The 15,452-nt window shown below is 36.6% G+C and carries 15 protein-coding genes and 2 pseudogenes; 5 read left to right on the plus strand and 12 right to left on the minus strand.

Annotated elements, in window-relative coordinates; all coding sequences use genetic code 11:
* Positions 1 to 3 precede the first annotated feature (3 nt).
* The 5 genes from IGJ87_RS06100 to IGJ87_RS06120 form a co-directional block, all read right to left on the minus strand.
* On the minus strand, positions 4 to 549 hold the full coding sequence (locus IGJ87_RS06100) for a TIGR01440 family protein (RefSeq protein ID WP_002302021.1): 546 nt from the start codon (positions 547 to 549) through the stop codon (positions 4 to 6).
* Positions 550 to 571: 22 nt separating this feature from the next.
* Positions 572 to 1,057, minus strand: a complete 486-nt coding sequence (locus tag IGJ87_RS06105) for an ECF transporter S component (RefSeq protein ID WP_002286069.1) — start codon at positions 1,055 to 1,057, stop codon at positions 572 to 574.
* Positions 1,047 to 1,859 (minus strand): hydroxymethylpyrimidine/phosphomethylpyrimidine kinase, encoded by an 813-nt coding sequence (locus IGJ87_RS06110; RefSeq protein WP_104858060.1) that lies wholly within the window; start codon positions 1,857 to 1,859, stop codon positions 1,047 to 1,049. The genes IGJ87_RS06105 and IGJ87_RS06110 overlap by 11 nt, the downstream gene beginning before the upstream one ends.
* 138 nt (positions 1,860 to 1,997) lie before the next feature.
* The gene (locus tag IGJ87_RS06115) at positions 1,998 to 3,530 is read right to left on the minus strand and encodes an AMP-binding protein (RefSeq protein WP_430609066.1); all 1,533 of its coding nucleotides are present in this window, start codon (positions 3,528 to 3,530) and stop codon (positions 1,998 to 2,000) included.
* A 108-nt stretch (positions 3,531 to 3,638) separates the two neighbouring features.
* The gene (locus IGJ87_RS06120) at positions 3,639 to 4,670 is read right to left on the minus strand and encodes a tyrosine-type recombinase/integrase (protein WP_002302025.1); all 1,032 of its coding nucleotides are present in this window, start codon (positions 4,668 to 4,670) and stop codon (positions 3,639 to 3,641) included.
* A gap of 731 nt (positions 4,671 to 5,401) precedes the next feature.
* Here IGJ87_RS06120 and IGJ87_RS06125 point away from each other — a divergent pair.
* Positions 5,402 to 6,388, plus strand: a complete 987-nt coding sequence (locus IGJ87_RS06125) for a DUF2382 domain-containing protein (protein WP_002318678.1) — start codon at positions 5,402 to 5,404, stop codon at positions 6,386 to 6,388.
* A 197-nt stretch (positions 6,389 to 6,585) separates the two neighbouring features.
* Here the strand turns inward: IGJ87_RS06125 and IGJ87_RS06130 are convergent, their stop codons facing one another.
* The 5 genes from IGJ87_RS06130 to IGJ87_RS06150 all read right to left on the minus strand — a co-directional run bounded on the left by IGJ87_RS06130 (position 6,586) and on the right by IGJ87_RS06150 (position 10,120).
* A complete protein-coding gene (locus IGJ87_RS06130; RefSeq protein WP_425277773.1) occupies positions 6,586 to 7,521 on the minus strand; it encodes an IS3 family transposase in 936 nt (311 codons plus the stop codon).
* Entirely contained in the window at positions 7,431 to 7,652 is a 222-nt protein-coding gene (locus IGJ87_RS06135) for a hypothetical protein (protein WP_002343483.1), read from the minus strand. Before IGJ87_RS06135 ends, IGJ87_RS06130 begins: the two co-directional genes overlap by 91 nt.
* A 30-nt stretch (positions 7,653 to 7,682) precedes the next feature.
* A complete protein-coding gene (locus IGJ87_RS06140) occupies positions 7,683 to 8,012 on the minus strand; it encodes a transposase (RefSeq protein ID WP_002325709.1) in 330 nt (109 codons plus the stop codon).
* Positions 8,013 to 8,100: 88 nt separating this feature from the next.
* Positions 8,101 to 9,441, minus strand: a complete 1,341-nt coding sequence (locus IGJ87_RS06145; RefSeq protein ID WP_002297809.1) for a sensor histidine kinase — start codon at positions 9,439 to 9,441, stop codon at positions 8,101 to 8,103.
* Positions 9,442 to 9,445: 4 nt separating this feature from the next.
* On the minus strand, positions 9,446 to 10,120 hold the full coding sequence (locus IGJ87_RS06150; protein WP_002286063.1) for a response regulator transcription factor: 675 nt from the start codon (positions 10,118 to 10,120) through the stop codon (positions 9,446 to 9,448).
* A 222-nt stretch (positions 10,121 to 10,342) separates the two neighbouring features.
* On the opposite strand from IGJ87_RS06150, the gene IGJ87_RS06155 reads away from it, so the two are divergent.
* From IGJ87_RS06155 to IGJ87_RS06165, 3 genes are read left to right on the plus strand one after another with little or no spacing between them, the layout of a single operon-like run.
* On the plus strand, positions 10,343 to 11,416 hold the full coding sequence (locus IGJ87_RS06155) for an ABC transporter permease (RefSeq protein WP_002325708.1): 1,074 nt from the start codon (positions 10,343 to 10,345) through the stop codon (positions 11,414 to 11,416).
* Between the two features lie 5 nt (positions 11,417 to 11,421).
* On the plus strand, positions 11,422 to 12,108 hold the full coding sequence (locus IGJ87_RS06160; RefSeq protein ID WP_002286060.1) for an ABC transporter ATP-binding protein: 687 nt from the start codon (positions 11,422 to 11,424) through the stop codon (positions 12,106 to 12,108).
* A gap of 7 nt (positions 12,109 to 12,115) precedes the next feature.
* Entirely contained in the window at positions 12,116 to 12,763 is a 648-nt protein-coding gene (locus IGJ87_RS06165) for a TetR/AcrR family transcriptional regulator (RefSeq protein WP_002324090.1), read from the plus strand.
* Between the two features lie 72 nt (positions 12,764 to 12,835).
* Here the strand turns inward: IGJ87_RS06165 and IGJ87_RS06170 are convergent, their stop codons facing one another.
* The gene (locus IGJ87_RS06170; RefSeq protein ID WP_002325707.1) at positions 12,836 to 13,621 is read right to left on the minus strand and encodes a hypothetical protein; all 786 of its coding nucleotides are present in this window, start codon (positions 13,619 to 13,621) and stop codon (positions 12,836 to 12,838) included.
* Between the two features lie 144 nt (positions 13,622 to 13,765).
* Between IGJ87_RS06170 and IGJ87_RS06175 the strand changes: the two are divergent.
* A pseudogene (locus tag IGJ87_RS06175) lies at positions 13,766 to 14,218 on the plus strand (class C sortase); the annotation flags it as partial.
* 151 nt (positions 14,219 to 14,369) lie between these two features.
* Here IGJ87_RS06175 and IGJ87_RS06180 read toward each other — a convergent pair.
* A pseudogene (locus IGJ87_RS06180) lies at positions 14,370 to 15,246 on the minus strand (MurR/RpiR family transcriptional regulator).
* Positions 15,247 to 15,452 lie beyond the last annotated feature (206 nt).

The raw sequence follows: 15,452 nt of genomic DNA on the forward strand, positions 1-15,452 counted from the left end.
ATTTCAATAATTCGCTCTAGGACCACCGATATATTTAGGACGAGAGCGAAGGGCTGTCACGTGAGCTTGTCCAAGGGTTTTCAAACGAGGTCTGACAGGTACTTGGACATGTTTGATATGCATACCGATTGATGTGTCACCGATATCGATACCGGCTTGTCCAACTACGTGTTCCACTTCGACAGGATCATTGAACTGGTCAAAAGCAGCAACAGAACACGCACCTCCAGCATGTAGTGCAGGAACAACAGAGACAATTTCGAAATTTTTTGCTTCTGCCACTGTTCGTTCTACTACTAATGCTCGGTTCAAATGTTCACAACCTTGGACAGCTAGCGCAATTTCTTTAGGATCCAACAACTCTTTTAACGTACGGATGATCCATTGACCAACTTCCGCACTGGAATTTTTTCCAATATGTCCTCCAACGACTTCGCTTGTGCTGCATCCTAAAACAAAAAGATCACCTTTTTTCAAGCGTGCCTCAGCCAATATGTCATTAACTATTTCAGTCAATTGGTCTTTTAATTCTTTTTCTGACAACTTCATTTTCTAAAACCTTCTTTTTCAATTAATATTGCTTCCGTGCTTGAATACGTTGAAGACTTGCAGTTATAGGAAAGGCAAGTCCCATTCCAATCAGATTTTGGAAGATGTTTCCTGGTATAGAAGCCACTCCAGCCGGCCAATCATATAAAATCCAACCGGCGATACCATAGCCGATGATCATAACTAAGCTTCCTAATAAAAGCCCTAATCCCCACATACGAGTAGAAGATTTGCTGAAAGAACCAGCAACATATCCTTGTAACCCGTGGATCACTAATGAAAAAACTGCCCACTGCGGATATCCTGAAATCAAATCGATCAATAGACCACTGGAAGCACCAACAACTAATCCACCCGTTGGACCATAAAGAAAAGCAGCGGTATAGATTCCGGCCTCGCATAATGTCACAAATCCATTCGTAGCCGGTACAGGGATCAAAATTGTTAATGAAAGGGCAACTGTCAACGCAATCAGCATAGCATAGATCGTTAATTGCTTAGTTTTCATTTCTCATTCCTCCTTTTTGAATACCGCCAGACCAGACGCTTCCGGTATGATCGTTCATCAGCACACCATTAGAAATACAATGGGCAACAAATTTTTTACTTTCTGCTACTGCTTTGGTAAAGTCTGCCCCTAACACAAGATTCGCTGTTATTGCAGAAGAAAAGGCACAACCGGCCCCGTTTACTGTTGTAGTGTCGATTTTTTTATGAGAAAATACCTCATAATGATCAATTGAATAGAGAAGATCCACAGCTTCATCTCCAGCCATCCTTGTGCCGCCTTTGATCACAATGTTTTTTGTTCCTGAAGCAGTGAGTTCTTTAGCGAGATGGATCATTTCTGTTAACGAAGAGGGAAGAGCTTGACCAGAAAGTAAAGCAGCTTCTGCCAAATTAGGCGTAATCATCGTAACAAGTGGAAAAAGTTCTTCGATGAGCTGCGAAATATACAATTGATTGATCACAGCTTCAGTTTCTTTGAATGCCAAAACAGGGTCTAAAATGATTGGGATATTTTGTTTTGTTTTTATGAAGTCTCGAACAACCATGATTGCTTCACTTGAGTTCAATAACCCAATTTTGATACCATCTAATGAAGTCATTTTATCAATCGAAACTAACTGTCGTTTAAGCAATTTCAAAGATATAGATTCCAGCATAAATCGCTCATTAATATCTAGTGCCCCTATAGAAGTCAAGGCGCTTAGTCCGAATAGACCAAAATTCTCAAAAGTTTTTAAATCTGTTTGGATTCCTCCACCAGCAAATGGATCAGAACCGCCAATTGTCAAGATTCTTTTCATAACATTTTCCTCCATGAATAAGAGTATAACGAAATTTTCAAAAAAGAAAAACAGCCAATTGGCATATTTTTATCTCATCCAATTTAAAAAAACAAAAAGAAAAGAAAGACCAAAATGGATCTTTCTTTCCTTAAATAGTTAGGACTTTTGTGATTTTAATTCTTTCTCGATTTGAAGCCGTTGCACTTTCATTGTAGCTGTTCGCGGGATTGCATCAAAATCACGGATGATAGGGACGTTCAAGCGAGGAAGTTCATGGACTTGCTCCCACCATCGATTCCAATCCATTTCTTTGTCAGGAGCTAAAGCAATAATCGGTTGTGGAGAATGATTTTTATCCCTTACAATCACTACTTCTGCCAAAAAATCTAACGAATCTAATAAAAAGTCTTCAATAGCTAATGTACTATTGATCGTTTCGATCAAATCCACTTGCCGATCTTTCAAAAATAGGTGGCCATGCTTATCCATAAAACCGTAATCTCCGCTATCCCACCAATCGCCATAAACATTTTCCTGGAACCGTGCATCTTCCTTGTAATAAGTCAAAGCCCGTCCTTTAGACAGTAATTGTATATGACCATCTGTGTTTTCAGGTAGGACATTCCCAACTGAATCTGTAATCCGAGCGCTTGTCATGTCTTCCAGTCCAACGCCCATATCTCTTGCATCACTTGTTTTCAAACTCTCTAGTGTATGAGCCTTAAGAATCATTGGTCCGCATTCACTTTGGCCATATACTTGAAGAAATACCGCATCCTGTGCCATCGACGTTCGCAAAAATGTCTTCATTGTCTGGTTGTTTATAGCATCAAAAGTGGAGTGATAGTATCGGATACCCGAAAAAGCTTCTGGATGCTCCTTAGCAGTAAAACGCCACTGAACAAAGTTATTCGGATGGGTCTCTAGTGCAATTGGCCGGTGAACTTCCAACATATGAACAACTTTTGAACTTTGTGCGTTTGCTAAAGGCATCATAGGAAATCCCATGGACATCAAAGAAGAGATACCAATATTGAATCTGGAATGCACTGGAGAGATGTGAAAAGCGATTAATTTCTTTTCCGAAATTTTTGTGAAAACTGTTTTTTGCCATTTCGTCCGCCATCCCATAGAATGAGCAGAATGACAAATAAGTTTAGGGATACCAGTTGTACCAGAAGTATGGGTCATATAAGAAATTTCATTTTTGTCTAAAAATGATTGAGAAACAGACAAATCAGGTTGTTCCATTAAATAAAGAATAGGAATCTGTTTTGATTTTGTTCCATTTGAAATTTCTCTCACTCGCTTTTTTGTCTCATCATCAAATAAAATGAAAGGGTCTTCTAAACGATCGATAAATACTTCCATTGTTGTTGTTGGTAGATGATAAGAAGTCATGACAGGCACTGCACCAAGGTAAGACACAGAAACAGCTAGAAGGTATGTGTCAAAAGCGGAACTCTTATAAATAATAACTTTGTATCCGGATTTCACTCCAAGATGAGCCAATTGACAAGCCCGTTTCAACACACTTTCGCAGCATTTTTTGTAAGTTGTTTCAAGTCCTAATTCTGGGAAAGCTGAAAGTGGCTCATCAAAGATAATCGAGGTCTCGGAAAAGTTAGCTGCAGCTTCTTGAAAATTCGTAAATAAGTTCAAAGGGGAATACGTTATGGTCTCCATCATTCACACTCCATTATCTTTTGTTAAGTAATACACAAATTCAAGATAATCGTAACATAATCATTTATATAGTAACATAGTTTATTGTGAAAAAAAGATCATACATTTGTTTTATATGGAAGAAACCTGAACGAATGCCGCTAATTCGTGATAAGAAAAATCAACCATCTTTTCCCAGATATCTTGAAAAGAATGGGATGAGAGGTATCGATTACCACATAAATAATTTACCGCGTCAGCATCATCTAAATATAGTTCTGCATAATAACGATATGTTTTTCTGCATAGTTCTGGCGATACGTTTTTATATACTGTAATTTTGCTCAAAATTTGGCGAATAGTCCGAGGAGAAATTTGCTGATCATGTGAGGAACGAAAAACAAAAGAATTTTCGTCCGTATTTTGTGCTGTTAACTCAAAATAGTTCTCCAGAAACGGCATCGCTTCTTTTGGTATTGGTACTTTATTCAGTCTGTTTTCTTTTCTATTCAGATTAAGAATCTGCTTGGTCAAAGATACATCTTTACGTTTAAGTTCTACTACTTCATGGATCTTTAATCCGCAATACAGAAGAATGGCAGTAATTGCAAGGTTCCTCGGTCGATTCTTTTCTTCAAAGCTAGCTTCTCTGCTTGTTCGAAAGCCTTCAATCGGGATAAACAAATGCTCAAAATCTTTGAAAAGTTCTGCATCGATATATCGCGGAGCTGCTTTGGTTGTTTCCGGTAAACTTGTACCCAAAAGAGAAATCTCTTCTTCAATCAGTCCTTTTTGATACAAAAATCGTAAAAAATGATTTAATGAATATTGCTTCCTTGAAATCCCGTAATAGCTATTTTCAAACAATTGCTCCGTTTCTTGGTTCGCTGTAGTTTGGAACGAACGAGTATGTCGATAGATTTTAGCTAAGAAATTCTGATAATCTTGTTTTTCTAAATGGATAATCAGCTGATCATCCACTTCTTCAGAAAATACTTTTCTCAAATAATCAGTAAACAGATGAAAATCTTTTGCGTATTCATAGCGACTGCCTAATGAAAGGGAAGAACGATTTTCTTCTAAAAACTGTTGAAAGACGGAAGGGAGCAAGTGTGTACGTTGCTTTAACTTTTCTTGCAGTTGTTTTCTAGTTTTGCTGTCCATTACAAATTCCCTCCAATAGTGTTCATTTTCTATATTTTACCGCATTTCATCAAATGAAGATAGACAGTTTGTCTTGATCTTAGGAAGCAAATTTTTAACTGTCTTTTAAAAGTACTAGCTAAAAGATTTGAAGTAAGAAGATACATTTTTAGTTATTTTATTAGTGCAGTCATTCTTTTGATATTTTAATTGATTTATCCTCTTTTTAGCTATGTGGTTACTTCATGAGCAATGAAATGGATTTGGTTCGTTCTAATGGCAGGAGGCTTTTTCTTTTATTTCCGAAAAATTAGAAAACATTTTTTCAGAATCGATTGGCTCTCCATTTATTCAATAATGGTTTGTCTAACGATATTGTTGGGATAATTCTTAAATAAGTATTAGAAATAGTTGGTACTTCATTACTTTACATGAAGATTTATTCTATGGTAGGAGCAATTATACTGAGAATTAATCCTTTTTTATATAAGTTGTTTGCTTATTGATGGATTGGATAAATTAAACCATCACAACGAGTGGAAATTATATGAAATTTTTCATAAAAATTCATATAGAAACAAATGACATTTTATTAGAATATGACTTCATTAACATAAATGTTTTCAAATTTAAATTAAATTGTTTTAATTAAATTCCAATCTAAATATTTGTAGAAAACAATCGTCTCCTATAGAATAAATTTATAAGTAACAATATACCAATCATAAATCTATTTGCTAGGAGGAATTTACATGGAAGAGAAAAATTTAACGGTCATCGGAAGCTATAGTACGAGGGAAGAAGCATTATCAGTAATTGAACGGTTGCGTAACGAAGGGTATGAACGAGATGATATCGTTATTTATACTACTGATGAAGCAGCATCTAGACTAGGATTTGACGGATTGTCTGGTATAGATGTTGAAACAGATGAAAATCGGATGGATGGTGAAGAAGACCGTTCTTTATGGGAAAAAATAAAAGATACTTTTTCTTTTGATACCTATGATTCTGAGACGGCTACACCAGAAAATGATCCTTTATATCAATATAGAGGAGATATTTCTGATGGAAAATTTGTCATCACAGTAAAAGGCTATCGTCAGCCAGAAACAACAGAAGATACAATGGATACACAAGATACTGTTAGCCCAGCAAGCACAATGGGGACTGGATTAGAAACTGGCACTGGAACAGATCCAATGGACGTAGGTGGCACGACAGGCTTTCAAAATACAACGGATCCATTGAATATGACACCAGGAACTGATCCGATGGACGTACCTGGCGAGACTGATACAATGGGTACAAGCAAGACTGAAGACATCGATCGCAAACCAAATCTAGATGATGATACAATTCAACTAAAAGAAGAAAAATTAGATGTAAATACACATGATGTGACAACTGGAGAAGTCGACATCCACAAACATGTGGTCAACGATACTGAAACGGTAGAAGTACCGGTCAAACGTGAAGAAATCGTCATCGAACGCAAACCAGTAACAGATCAATCTTCACAGGGAACAGACGAAAACTTGGAAGATGACACGATTACTATCCCAATCAAAGAAGAGCAAGTAGATGTAAGCAAACATACAGTTGTTCGTGAAGAAGTTGGGATTCATAAAGAAGAACATGAAGATGTTGAAAAAGTGACAGAAGATGTTAGCCGAGAAGAATTGGATATTGACACAAGCGGTGATGTACACATTGAAGACCGCAATAAAAAATCGTAAGCGTAAGCTAAAGAGGTTGTGACAGAAGTGGTCAGCTTAAAGAAATTTCGGCTTATTTCCGAAGAAGCTACTTCTGGAACACCGTTTATTCGCAACAAAAAAGGGCTGTGACAAGACTTTTTGTAGTGACCCCCAAAAGTTAGACTTTTTTGGAGTGGAGAAATCCACTCCTTTTTTCATGCTCTAAAATGATATTTTTACACAACCGTTGCGGTTGTTTTACGAAATTGGACGGGACTTTGCCAGTTTAATTTCTGTTTTATCCGTTCATTATTGTAGTAATAGATATAGCTATCGATGGCTGATTTTAATTCCTCGAAACAGTTATAAACTTTCCCGTGAAAAATCTCTTGTTTTAATAAGCCAAAAAAATTCTCCATAAGTGAATTATCTAAGCAGTTCCCTTTCCGAGACAGGCTTTGAAAGATTTTGTACTCCTTCAATTTGTTTCTATAAGCTTTCATTTGATACGCCCAACCTTGATCTGAGTGAAACGTACGACGATAGGGACAATCGTTAGTGGTCTGGATAGCTTCCTCCAAACCTTCCATTACCGCTAATGCATTGGGCTTTTCAGAGATACGATAGGATAAAATCTCACTATTGAACATATCCATAAAAGGATCTAGATACAATTTCTTTTGACGGATAATGCCTTTGGCATCCACTTCATGGTATTTAAATTCAGTTGTATCCGTCGTGATTTTCTGATGGCAGATACTGGTGTAGAAACGACGATGGATCTGATTTTTGGCTACTGTTCCGACTTGTCCTCGATAAGAATTGTAGCGCCGTGATTTACGTGTGTATGTCGTTACTTTTATTCCTAGCTTCTTGATCAGGCGCTGAACTTTCTTTTTATTGATAGAGAAACCGCGGTTTCTTAGTTCATTGGTCATCCGTAAACAGCCATAATCCTTGTGCTTCTCCCGAACTTTAAGCATTTCCGCTTCAATCTCTTGATCTGGATTTTTACGGTCCAATCGTTTTTGCCAGTACATAAAGGTTGCCTTAGGGAACTTTAAAGTTTCTAGAAGCTCAACTAATTTAAACGGTCCTCGGAGGCTTGCGATGATTCGTGCGATTGCTTCATTCGTCGTTGTTGGGCTTCCTGTTTTCGCAGCTTCCTCAATTCTTTTAAAAAGGCATTTTCAATTTGAAGGGAACGGACTCGTTTCTCCAACTCCTCGATGCGTTCACGTTCTTTAGACGTTGCTTTAGTTGTAGATTTTTTCTTATTTTTGGGTTCATTTTTCTTAGACAAGATAGGTGGACATCCTTTCGTTTTTGAGAGTCAATCGATCCCACCCTCACGGAATTGACGCATCCAACTAGCGATCAAATTAGGGTTGTTCATGTTAAGTGTGTTGGCAACTTCACGATAGGACAGCTCACTTGTTAGATATAACTCTATCGCATCCAGCTTAAATTGAACAGAATATTTTTTCTTTTGTCGCTTTCTTACTAGACCCTCTTCACCAAATTCTTGATAGGCATTGATCCAGCGCTTCACTTGTGATGGAGCCTTAATGGAATATTTCTTTGCCAGATAATCACTTCCGCCTTTACCATCCAAGTAATCATGAACGATCTTTAATTTAAGTTCAAAAGTATACTTAGCCATAAAAAATACCGACCTCCAAAAGTTAGATTTTTTGGTCTAACTTTTGGGGGTCGGTACATTTGTCACAGCCCTTTTTTAGGGATAAGCATTATTTTTTAGGCTTCAACGGCAATTGGACTTTAAAATCGACTCCTTGTGGAAGATAATTGGATACAGAAATTTGTCCATGATGCTGTTCGATCACCTGTTTTGCAATTGCCAAGCCAAGCCCGTATCCGCCAGTCTCTTTCGCCCTAGATTGATCTTCCCGATAAAATCGATCAAAAATCCTTGCTTGATCTTCTTCACTGATAGAAGGGCCAGTATTCTTTACGTGAATCAGCCATTCTTTATGGTTAACAGATGAGTCCAAAATGATCTTATCTTCTGGATTCGTATATTTTAATGCATTATCCAGCAAAATAACCAAAACTTGATGGATTTTTTTTTCGTCAATTGGTACTTCTAATGTTGCATCGTTATGGAGAATAAACTCTTTTCCATCTATGGTGGCCATCTCTTGAAATGGTTTAACAAGTTGTTCGATATATTCTTGTGTATTGATCATTTGCTTTGAAAGCAGCTGCTGATCAGAATCATTCCGAGCGATTGTCAGCAAATCCGAAGTCAATCCAGTGAGGCGCCTCGTCTCTGACAATGCTTGAGCGATGCTTTCGGATTCTTCAATAATAGTATGATTAGGCTTGGTAAAAAGATGTTCCAAACTATTTTGAATAATCGTTAACGGTGTGCGCAATTCATGAGAAGCATTCTCAACAAATTCTTTTTGTCTTCTCCAAGAAAGAATAATAGGGCGCATGCTTAGACTAGACAAGTAATAACTGATACCAATAGAGAGAATCCAAAAAACAATCATACACAAAATCATAATCGTGCGAAAAGTCGCTAATGAATTCTTGATTTGATTTGTATTTTCTAAAATTTGGATGTAGGCAACGCCATCTTGATTCGTCTCCGCTTTTTTCGTAATCGAACGGAAAGAGAGGGCAGATGAGCCACTGTCTTCATTTAATTCAATATTTTGGATGGTATTCAGATTTTTCGTATCCATTTTTAATTCTTTGATTTGGTTGAAACGCCCACCAATAGCTGCTTTATTCAATATCTCACCATTTTTAGACCACAAGATCACTTGAGTGTTAAAACGGTCATTTGATGGTTCCATTAATGGCTGTTCCATGTTTGTTCTGTTTTGTTCCGTTTGAGTCGGGTTTAAAAAGGGATCGCCTTGCTGATATCTTTGTATCTCTAATTGTACTGTTCGAGAATCAAAATTTATTTTCTCTAATGACAGATCTGTTTCTCTGTATGCAGATTGGTTTAATATCTGTAAAGTAATGAATCCCAAAAGAAAAAAGATAAAAGCAAATGCTGCTACATTTGTCGCAAAAAAGCGACTACGTTGCTTTCGTGTAATATCTCCATTCATTGCATCACACCCTTTGCAGTATATAACCGACATTACGTAAGGTTTTGATTTCTTTATCCAATCCAGTACTTCGCAGATGTTTTCGTAAGTTGCTCATATAAACTTCAATAACTGTAATCGTCGTATCAGAATCAAATCCCCAGATCCGGTCAAATATCTGCTCTTTTGTCAAAATGATTCCCTTATTTTGTAAAAAATAAACGAGCAATTCAAACTCTTTTCCTTGTATGGGCAAAACTTGTTCTTTATACAAGACTTCATTGCTTTTTAAATCACAACTGATATCCTTATACTTCAGAACATTTTCATCAAAGAGACCTAGCGAGCGTTTCAATAATGCTTTCACGCGCATGATCAGTTCTTCTCGATAGAAAGGTTTTGTTAGATAATCATCTGCACCTCGTTCAAATCCTTCAATCTTATCTTCCAAACTATCTTTTGCAGTCAAAATCAATACTGGAGTCTGTATTTTTTCTTTCCGTATTTTTGCTAACACTTCATATCCATTCATTTCCGGCATCATCAAATCCAAGATTGCAAGATCATAAACTCCACTTTCCAACTCGAACAGTCCTTCACTACCATCATAAACTTGTGTTATCTCGCCGATTGCAGCGAGTATTTCTTTTATATTATTGGATAATACTTTATCGTCTTCTACTACTAATAGTTTAATCATTTTCCCACCTCATTGATTTGGTCACTTTAGTTTATCATGGAAAGCATAAATAAGGCTTAAATAAATTTTTTATGACTCATGTTAAGGTTTTATCGAAAGATGTCTTAGACAATTTATTGATAAGAAAAAAAACAACATAAGTGACAAAATGTCACTTTGGAGTTACACTATTCAACGAGTGACATTTTGTCACTATCAATCTATCATAGGGAGGAAAAACAAATGTTTCTAGCTATCAAAGAAATTCGCTATTCTAAATTACGATATGGCTTGATCGTCGGTATTATGTTCTTGATTGCGTATGTCGTATTCATGTTGTCAGGACTAGCGAATGGACTTTCAGAAGAGTTTAAAAAAGCAATCGATGATTGGGACGCACAAGAGATTGTTTTATCGGAGGATGCAAATCAAGTATTTGCAGCTTCACAATTAACAAGAGGAGATCTGAAATACATTGAAGAAGGAGAGAAAGCACCAATCGGATTGTACAGCGGAGCAATCAAAGGAAAAAACAAAGAAAATGTTACAGTTTTCGGCACAACGAAAGAAGCATTTTTATTACCAAAACTCACGAAAGGGCATGAATTTAAAACAAAGAATGAAATCATCATCTCTCAAAATCTGGCTGATTCAGGCTATAAAATTGGAGATACGATCAAAATTGGCAGTTACGACGATCCTTTGACGATTGTTGGTATCTTTCCTGAAACTTATTACACAGTTTCTCCCGTCATCTATGCGTCCCTAGATACGTGGACTGCTTTGAAGTATGGACAACAGCCGTTTGCTTCTGAAGAAGAACAGCCGATCAATGGGATCGTAATAAAGGATTCAGCTAAAATTTCGAAAGAAAAAGCATCGAAGGGTCTACAGTTATTAACTATTGGGACATTCATTGAAAGTATTCCTGGCTATTCTGCCCAAAATATGACCTTAAATGCGATGATATACTTTTTGTTCTTAGTGGTTGCTGCCGTGGTCGGTATTTTCATGTACGTGATGACACTTCAGAAGACTGCTATTTTTGGAGTAATGAAAGCACAAGGGATCAAAAATTTCTTCATCGCTAAATCTTTAGTAGCACAGTCCTTTATTGTTGGGGTGGTAGGCGTTCTGCTTGCTCTTTTGTTTGCTTATTTGACTAGTCTGATTTTACCAAGCGCGATGCCTTTTGCTGTTTTTTGGTCACAATGGTTGCTATATAGTGGGATTTTGATCATTGTTGCAATGCTAGGCGGATTGTTTTCGATACGTACGATAACCAAAGTAGACCCAATTACAGCAATAGGAGGTTAATAAAAATGAAAAAAATATTAACGATGAAAAAAGTTACCAAAACATTTGGTTCTGGTCATACAAAGGTCTCAGCTTTGAAAGCAATTGATTTTTATGTAAAGGAAGGAGAATTCGTCAGCATCATTGGTCCTTCTGGTTCAGGTAAAAGTACTTTCCTTACCATTTCAGGAGGATTGCAAACACCGACTTCCGGAGAAATAGTGATCAACGGTCACTCTCTAACTGAGCTTCCAGAAAAAAAACGAGCAGATTTACGCTTTAAAGAAATTGGATTTATTCTCCAAAGCTCTAATTTGATTCCTTTTTTAACGGTAAAGGAACAATTTGAACTAGTCGACCAAGTTACTTCAAAAAAAGAAGATTCAACAAAAATCGATTCCTTGCTGCAATCTTTAGATATCCAGTCACTTAAAAATAGTTATCCTAAAGACCTTTCTGGTGGAGAAAGACAGAGAGTGGCAATTGCTCGCGCTTTATATAATGAGCCAAGCTTGATCTTAGCAGACGAACCAACAGCTAGTTTGGATACAGATCATGCATATGAAGTCGTCAAATTACTAGTTAAAGAAGCTCATGAGAAACAAAAAGCGACTATTATGGTTACTCATGATGTCCGTATGATTCAATGGAGTGATCGCGTTTATCGAATGGAAGATGGGTACTTGACAGAAGAAGAGAAAAAGAAGGAATGAATCCTTCATGACAATGAAGGGCTATCCACGTATAATCAGAGATAAAGGAGAGATGTGGATGCCAAAAGAAACTTTTTTCAATTTATCGAACGCAAAGAAACAGAGAATCGATGACCTATTACTGGAGATATTTTGCTCACAGCACATCAGCCAAGTCAAAGTCTCAGAGATCGTTGACAAGATAGGGATGTCGCGCGGTGCTTTTTATAAATATTTTCAAGATTTGGAAGATGCTTATTTGTATACGATCAAAAGCAGTTCTCACATAGTCCATCAAGATATCTTAAAATTCATTAGCGAAAACAAACAACATTTCTTTTTGGGGATCGAAAAATATTTAGAGTGGTGCTGCGACTTAGATCACGAAAGTATCTATTGGCAAAGGTTATACTTGTTAACCCAGCGAAATGATCAGCAGACAACCAAACGTAGAGAACTATCGGCTGATTCTCCAATGAACAAAAAATGGCTGGAATTATTAAGAATCAATCATTTCTCCATTCAATCGTCGGAAGAAGCAGTTAGTTTCCTATACTTTTCCATGTCCCTCGTAATGAACACATTGACGGATCTCATTGCAAATAATTGGACAAAAGAAGAGTTGTTAAAAGACTTTCGCTATAAATCTCGTTGGATTGCTGAAGGAATACAATAAAAAGAAACAGCTATGTGTGTTTGTCCTGAAATTTTTATCAGGGTGGTTTATACATAGCTGTTTTTTGATTATTCATAACTCGAATAAGCGGATGAGTTCTTCTTCATTTGCGAATGACACACTATCATCAATCAATATATGAGGAACATGGGCATTCAAAATGGGTTGATTCGTAACGATCAGATCATACTCGAGAAGATTGTATTTCGACAGCTGATCTTCAGTAATAGCAGTTGTCTCAGAGTGAATTTTATGCACAGCAAGAATATCACTGATATATTCTTCAATATATTGACTATGTCGAAGACTTAAGTCACTGATGATCAGTATTTTTTTATCAGAAGTATAATGGTGAATTTCAGGATTACCGATAAGCATCCAAAAGATATAGCTAGATAAATAATAAATCAGATTCTGATTCAGTAGAGTGGAATAAAATTGAAGTTCTGCACGAAATCCAGCATATAGACGTATCTGGCGGTGTTGCATCTGCTGTGCAAAGTAAGTTGCACAGATCGTCAAATGAGTCGTATCGTATGGGAAAATACGGGAGAAAAAATAAATTTGCGTTAATAATTGAACAACATATTCTTCGTTTTTTTCTTTGCAATCAGAGGATGAAAACGAACAGTAGGACATATTTTTTCGTATCTGCTCACTGATTTCATTTTTTTCTTTCTCCGAAAATTCTGAAAAAATCGTATTGACAAAATAGTTCACTACTTTTATATAGCTGCTGTACTTCAATTTTCCTAAGAGATTTTTCAAGATTAAGAAGTCTTTTTTATCGATATTTATCAACTGTACATAAGAGTCTCCAGCTTTCCATTCAAATGGAGTTCCTTGGGATTCTCTCATGAGATGCACAACAAAATACATAATAAAGAAAGATTGCTCATATGGGCTTTCTTCCTGAAACAAATTCAACTGACAATTATTCTTGACCATAATTTCTTTGATCTTCTTTTTTTCGATTGGAAATGGCAGCGTGCGTCTTCCGTATTATTGGAAGGAACGTCTTATCCTACGGGGGGAGAAAATACACATGCCGTTATTTCCAGCCATCGAGGACTGCCTCAAGCAAAGTTGTTCACAGACTTACCGAAACTGACTTTAGGTGATTCTTTCTATATCGAAATCAATGGACGGACACTCGCTTATCAAGTCGATCAGATCAAGACGGTAGAACCGACTGATACAAAAGATCTGAGAATCGAAAAAGGGCAGGATTTCGTGACACTCCTAACTTGTACACCTTATATGGTCAACAGTCATCGCTTACTTGTCAGAGGGCACCGGGTTCCTTATCATGCAAAAGAAGTTCAAAAAGAAGTACAGAAAGTATCCGAGAACAAACGATTTTTCCTGTATGGATTGTTAGCTGCATGTATACTGATTTTCCTCCTTCTTATATATCTTTTTCGTCAATCGTTCAAAATAAGAAACAGAAGTTAGCTATTCCTCATTTCTATAATATATCTATTCGAATCGTTCCGTAAACAAACAGGCTGAAGTTTGAAAAAGAAAACTTCAGCCTGTTTTTATGATGATATCAAAGAGAGCCTATCAAACACTATCTTCCTCATTACTAAATGAGGATCTTTTCTTAAGTTTTCCGATATTCTTTAAGAAGGCCTTTTTGCATCAATTCTTGTTTGTTTTTCAAGTTGCGGATATTCTCTTCAAAATTTTGAGAATATATCACTGAGAATAACGTATTTAATACGTAATCGAAGGCAATTTGAGAGGAGAAAGTTGCTACTTTAGCAAAATCATATTCCTCCTGCGATATAACAAGACACATATCAGCCTGTTTGGCCATTTCTGAATGCTGATTTCCGGTAATCAGCAAGGTAGGGGCCTCTACATGCTTCAAATAGGTCATTATTCGTTCATAATGATGGATGCGACCGCTGTAGCTAATAAAAATGGCGCAATCCTCGCTAATCAAATTGGCTGCATTCCAAGAAGAATCACTGTATTCTTCGGCCATGATCAAAAACTTATTCAACTTGACCATTTTATTCTGGAATTTCCTTGCCGTGATTTGAGAATCACCTTTTGCAAAAAGAAAGATTCGCTGTGCCTTGTTCAATACTTTACCGATTTGATCTAAATCTTCATGTTCAATCTGCAATTGTGCTTTTTTTATTGACTGGATCGATAAATCCGCCATTTTCTTTGCAATTTGCTGAGTGCTATCTTCACTTGAAAAAGGAAAATTAGGATCAATCGTTTGATTGAACTGAGCAATCAATTGATGAACTTCCCACCCTAACTCGAAACGGAATTCTTTAAATCCGCTGAATCCCATTTTTTTTGCATAAACGAATGATAGCTGAATGGGAAGTATACGTAGCTTTTGCTAATTCTTCAATCGTCATGTAGACTGCAGCTTCGATATTCCTACGGATGTAATCGGCAATCCGTTTCTCTGTCGTGGTAAACAACTCTTGTTTTGTTAGTTTTTCTTCAATAAGCATGATCTGACCTCCAAATTCTATCTTACTGATAAATACTTGGTTCCGCTACTATCTTTTTGATTTTTATCCTTACTTTGAACATTAATTTCATCAAACCGAATAATAACAAGTGTTTTTCTGAACTTTTTTACCAGAATAGCTATTATAAATACTTTCTGCGCTTTTCTAGGATATACTGAAAACATCAATAAAAGGAGGCACCACTC

It is taken from the genome of Enterococcus sp. DIV1411a (genome assembly GCF_050531945.1).
In the GTDB taxonomy this organism is placed as follows: Bacteria; Bacillota; Bacilli; order Lactobacillales; family Enterococcaceae; genus Enterococcus_B; species Enterococcus_B faecium.

Bases quoted from the DNA above. Each gene is read 5' to 3' on its own strand.
- IGJ87_RS06100 (WP_002302021.1), bottom strand. From the start codon at position 549: ATGAAGTTGTCAGAAAAAGAATTAAAAGACCAATTGACTGAAATAGTT.
- IGJ87_RS06105 (WP_002286069.1), bottom strand. From the start codon at position 1,057: ATGAAAACTAAGCAATTAACGATCTATGCTATGCTGATTGCGTTGACA.
- IGJ87_RS06110 (WP_104858060.1), bottom strand. From the start codon at position 1,859: ATGAAAAGAATCTTGACAATTGGCGGTTCTGATCCATTTGCTGGTGGA.
- IGJ87_RS06115 (WP_430609066.1), bottom strand. From the start codon at position 3,530: ATGATGGAGACCATAACGTATTCCCCTTTGAACTTATTTACGAATTTT.
- IGJ87_RS06120 (WP_002302025.1), bottom strand. From the start codon at position 4,670: ATGGACAGCAAAACTAGAAAACAACTGCAAGAAAAGTTAAAGCAACGT.
- IGJ87_RS06125 (WP_002318678.1), top strand. From the start codon at position 5,402: ATGGAAGAGAAAAATTTAACGGTCATCGGAAGCTATAGTACGAGGGAA.
- IGJ87_RS06140 (WP_002325709.1), bottom strand. From the start codon at position 8,012: ATGGCTAAGTATACTTTTGAACTTAAATTAAAGATCGTTCATGATTAC.
- IGJ87_RS06145 (WP_002297809.1), bottom strand. From the start codon at position 9,441: ATGAATGGAGATATTACACGAAAGCAACGTAGTCGCTTTTTTGCGACA.
- IGJ87_RS06150 (WP_002286063.1), bottom strand. From the start codon at position 10,120: ATGATTAAACTATTAGTAGTAGAAGACGATAAAGTATTATCCAATAAT.
- IGJ87_RS06155 (WP_002325708.1), top strand. From the start codon at position 10,343: ATGTTTCTAGCTATCAAAGAAATTCGCTATTCTAAATTACGATATGGC.
- IGJ87_RS06160 (WP_002286060.1), top strand. From the start codon at position 11,422: ATGAAAAAAATATTAACGATGAAAAAAGTTACCAAAACATTTGGTTCT.
- IGJ87_RS06165 (WP_002324090.1), top strand. From the start codon at position 12,116: ATGACAATGAAGGGCTATCCACGTATAATCAGAGATAAAGGAGAGATG.
- IGJ87_RS06170 (WP_002325707.1), bottom strand. From the start codon at position 13,621: ATGAGAGAATCCCAAGGAACTCCATTTGAATGGAAAGCTGGAGACTCT.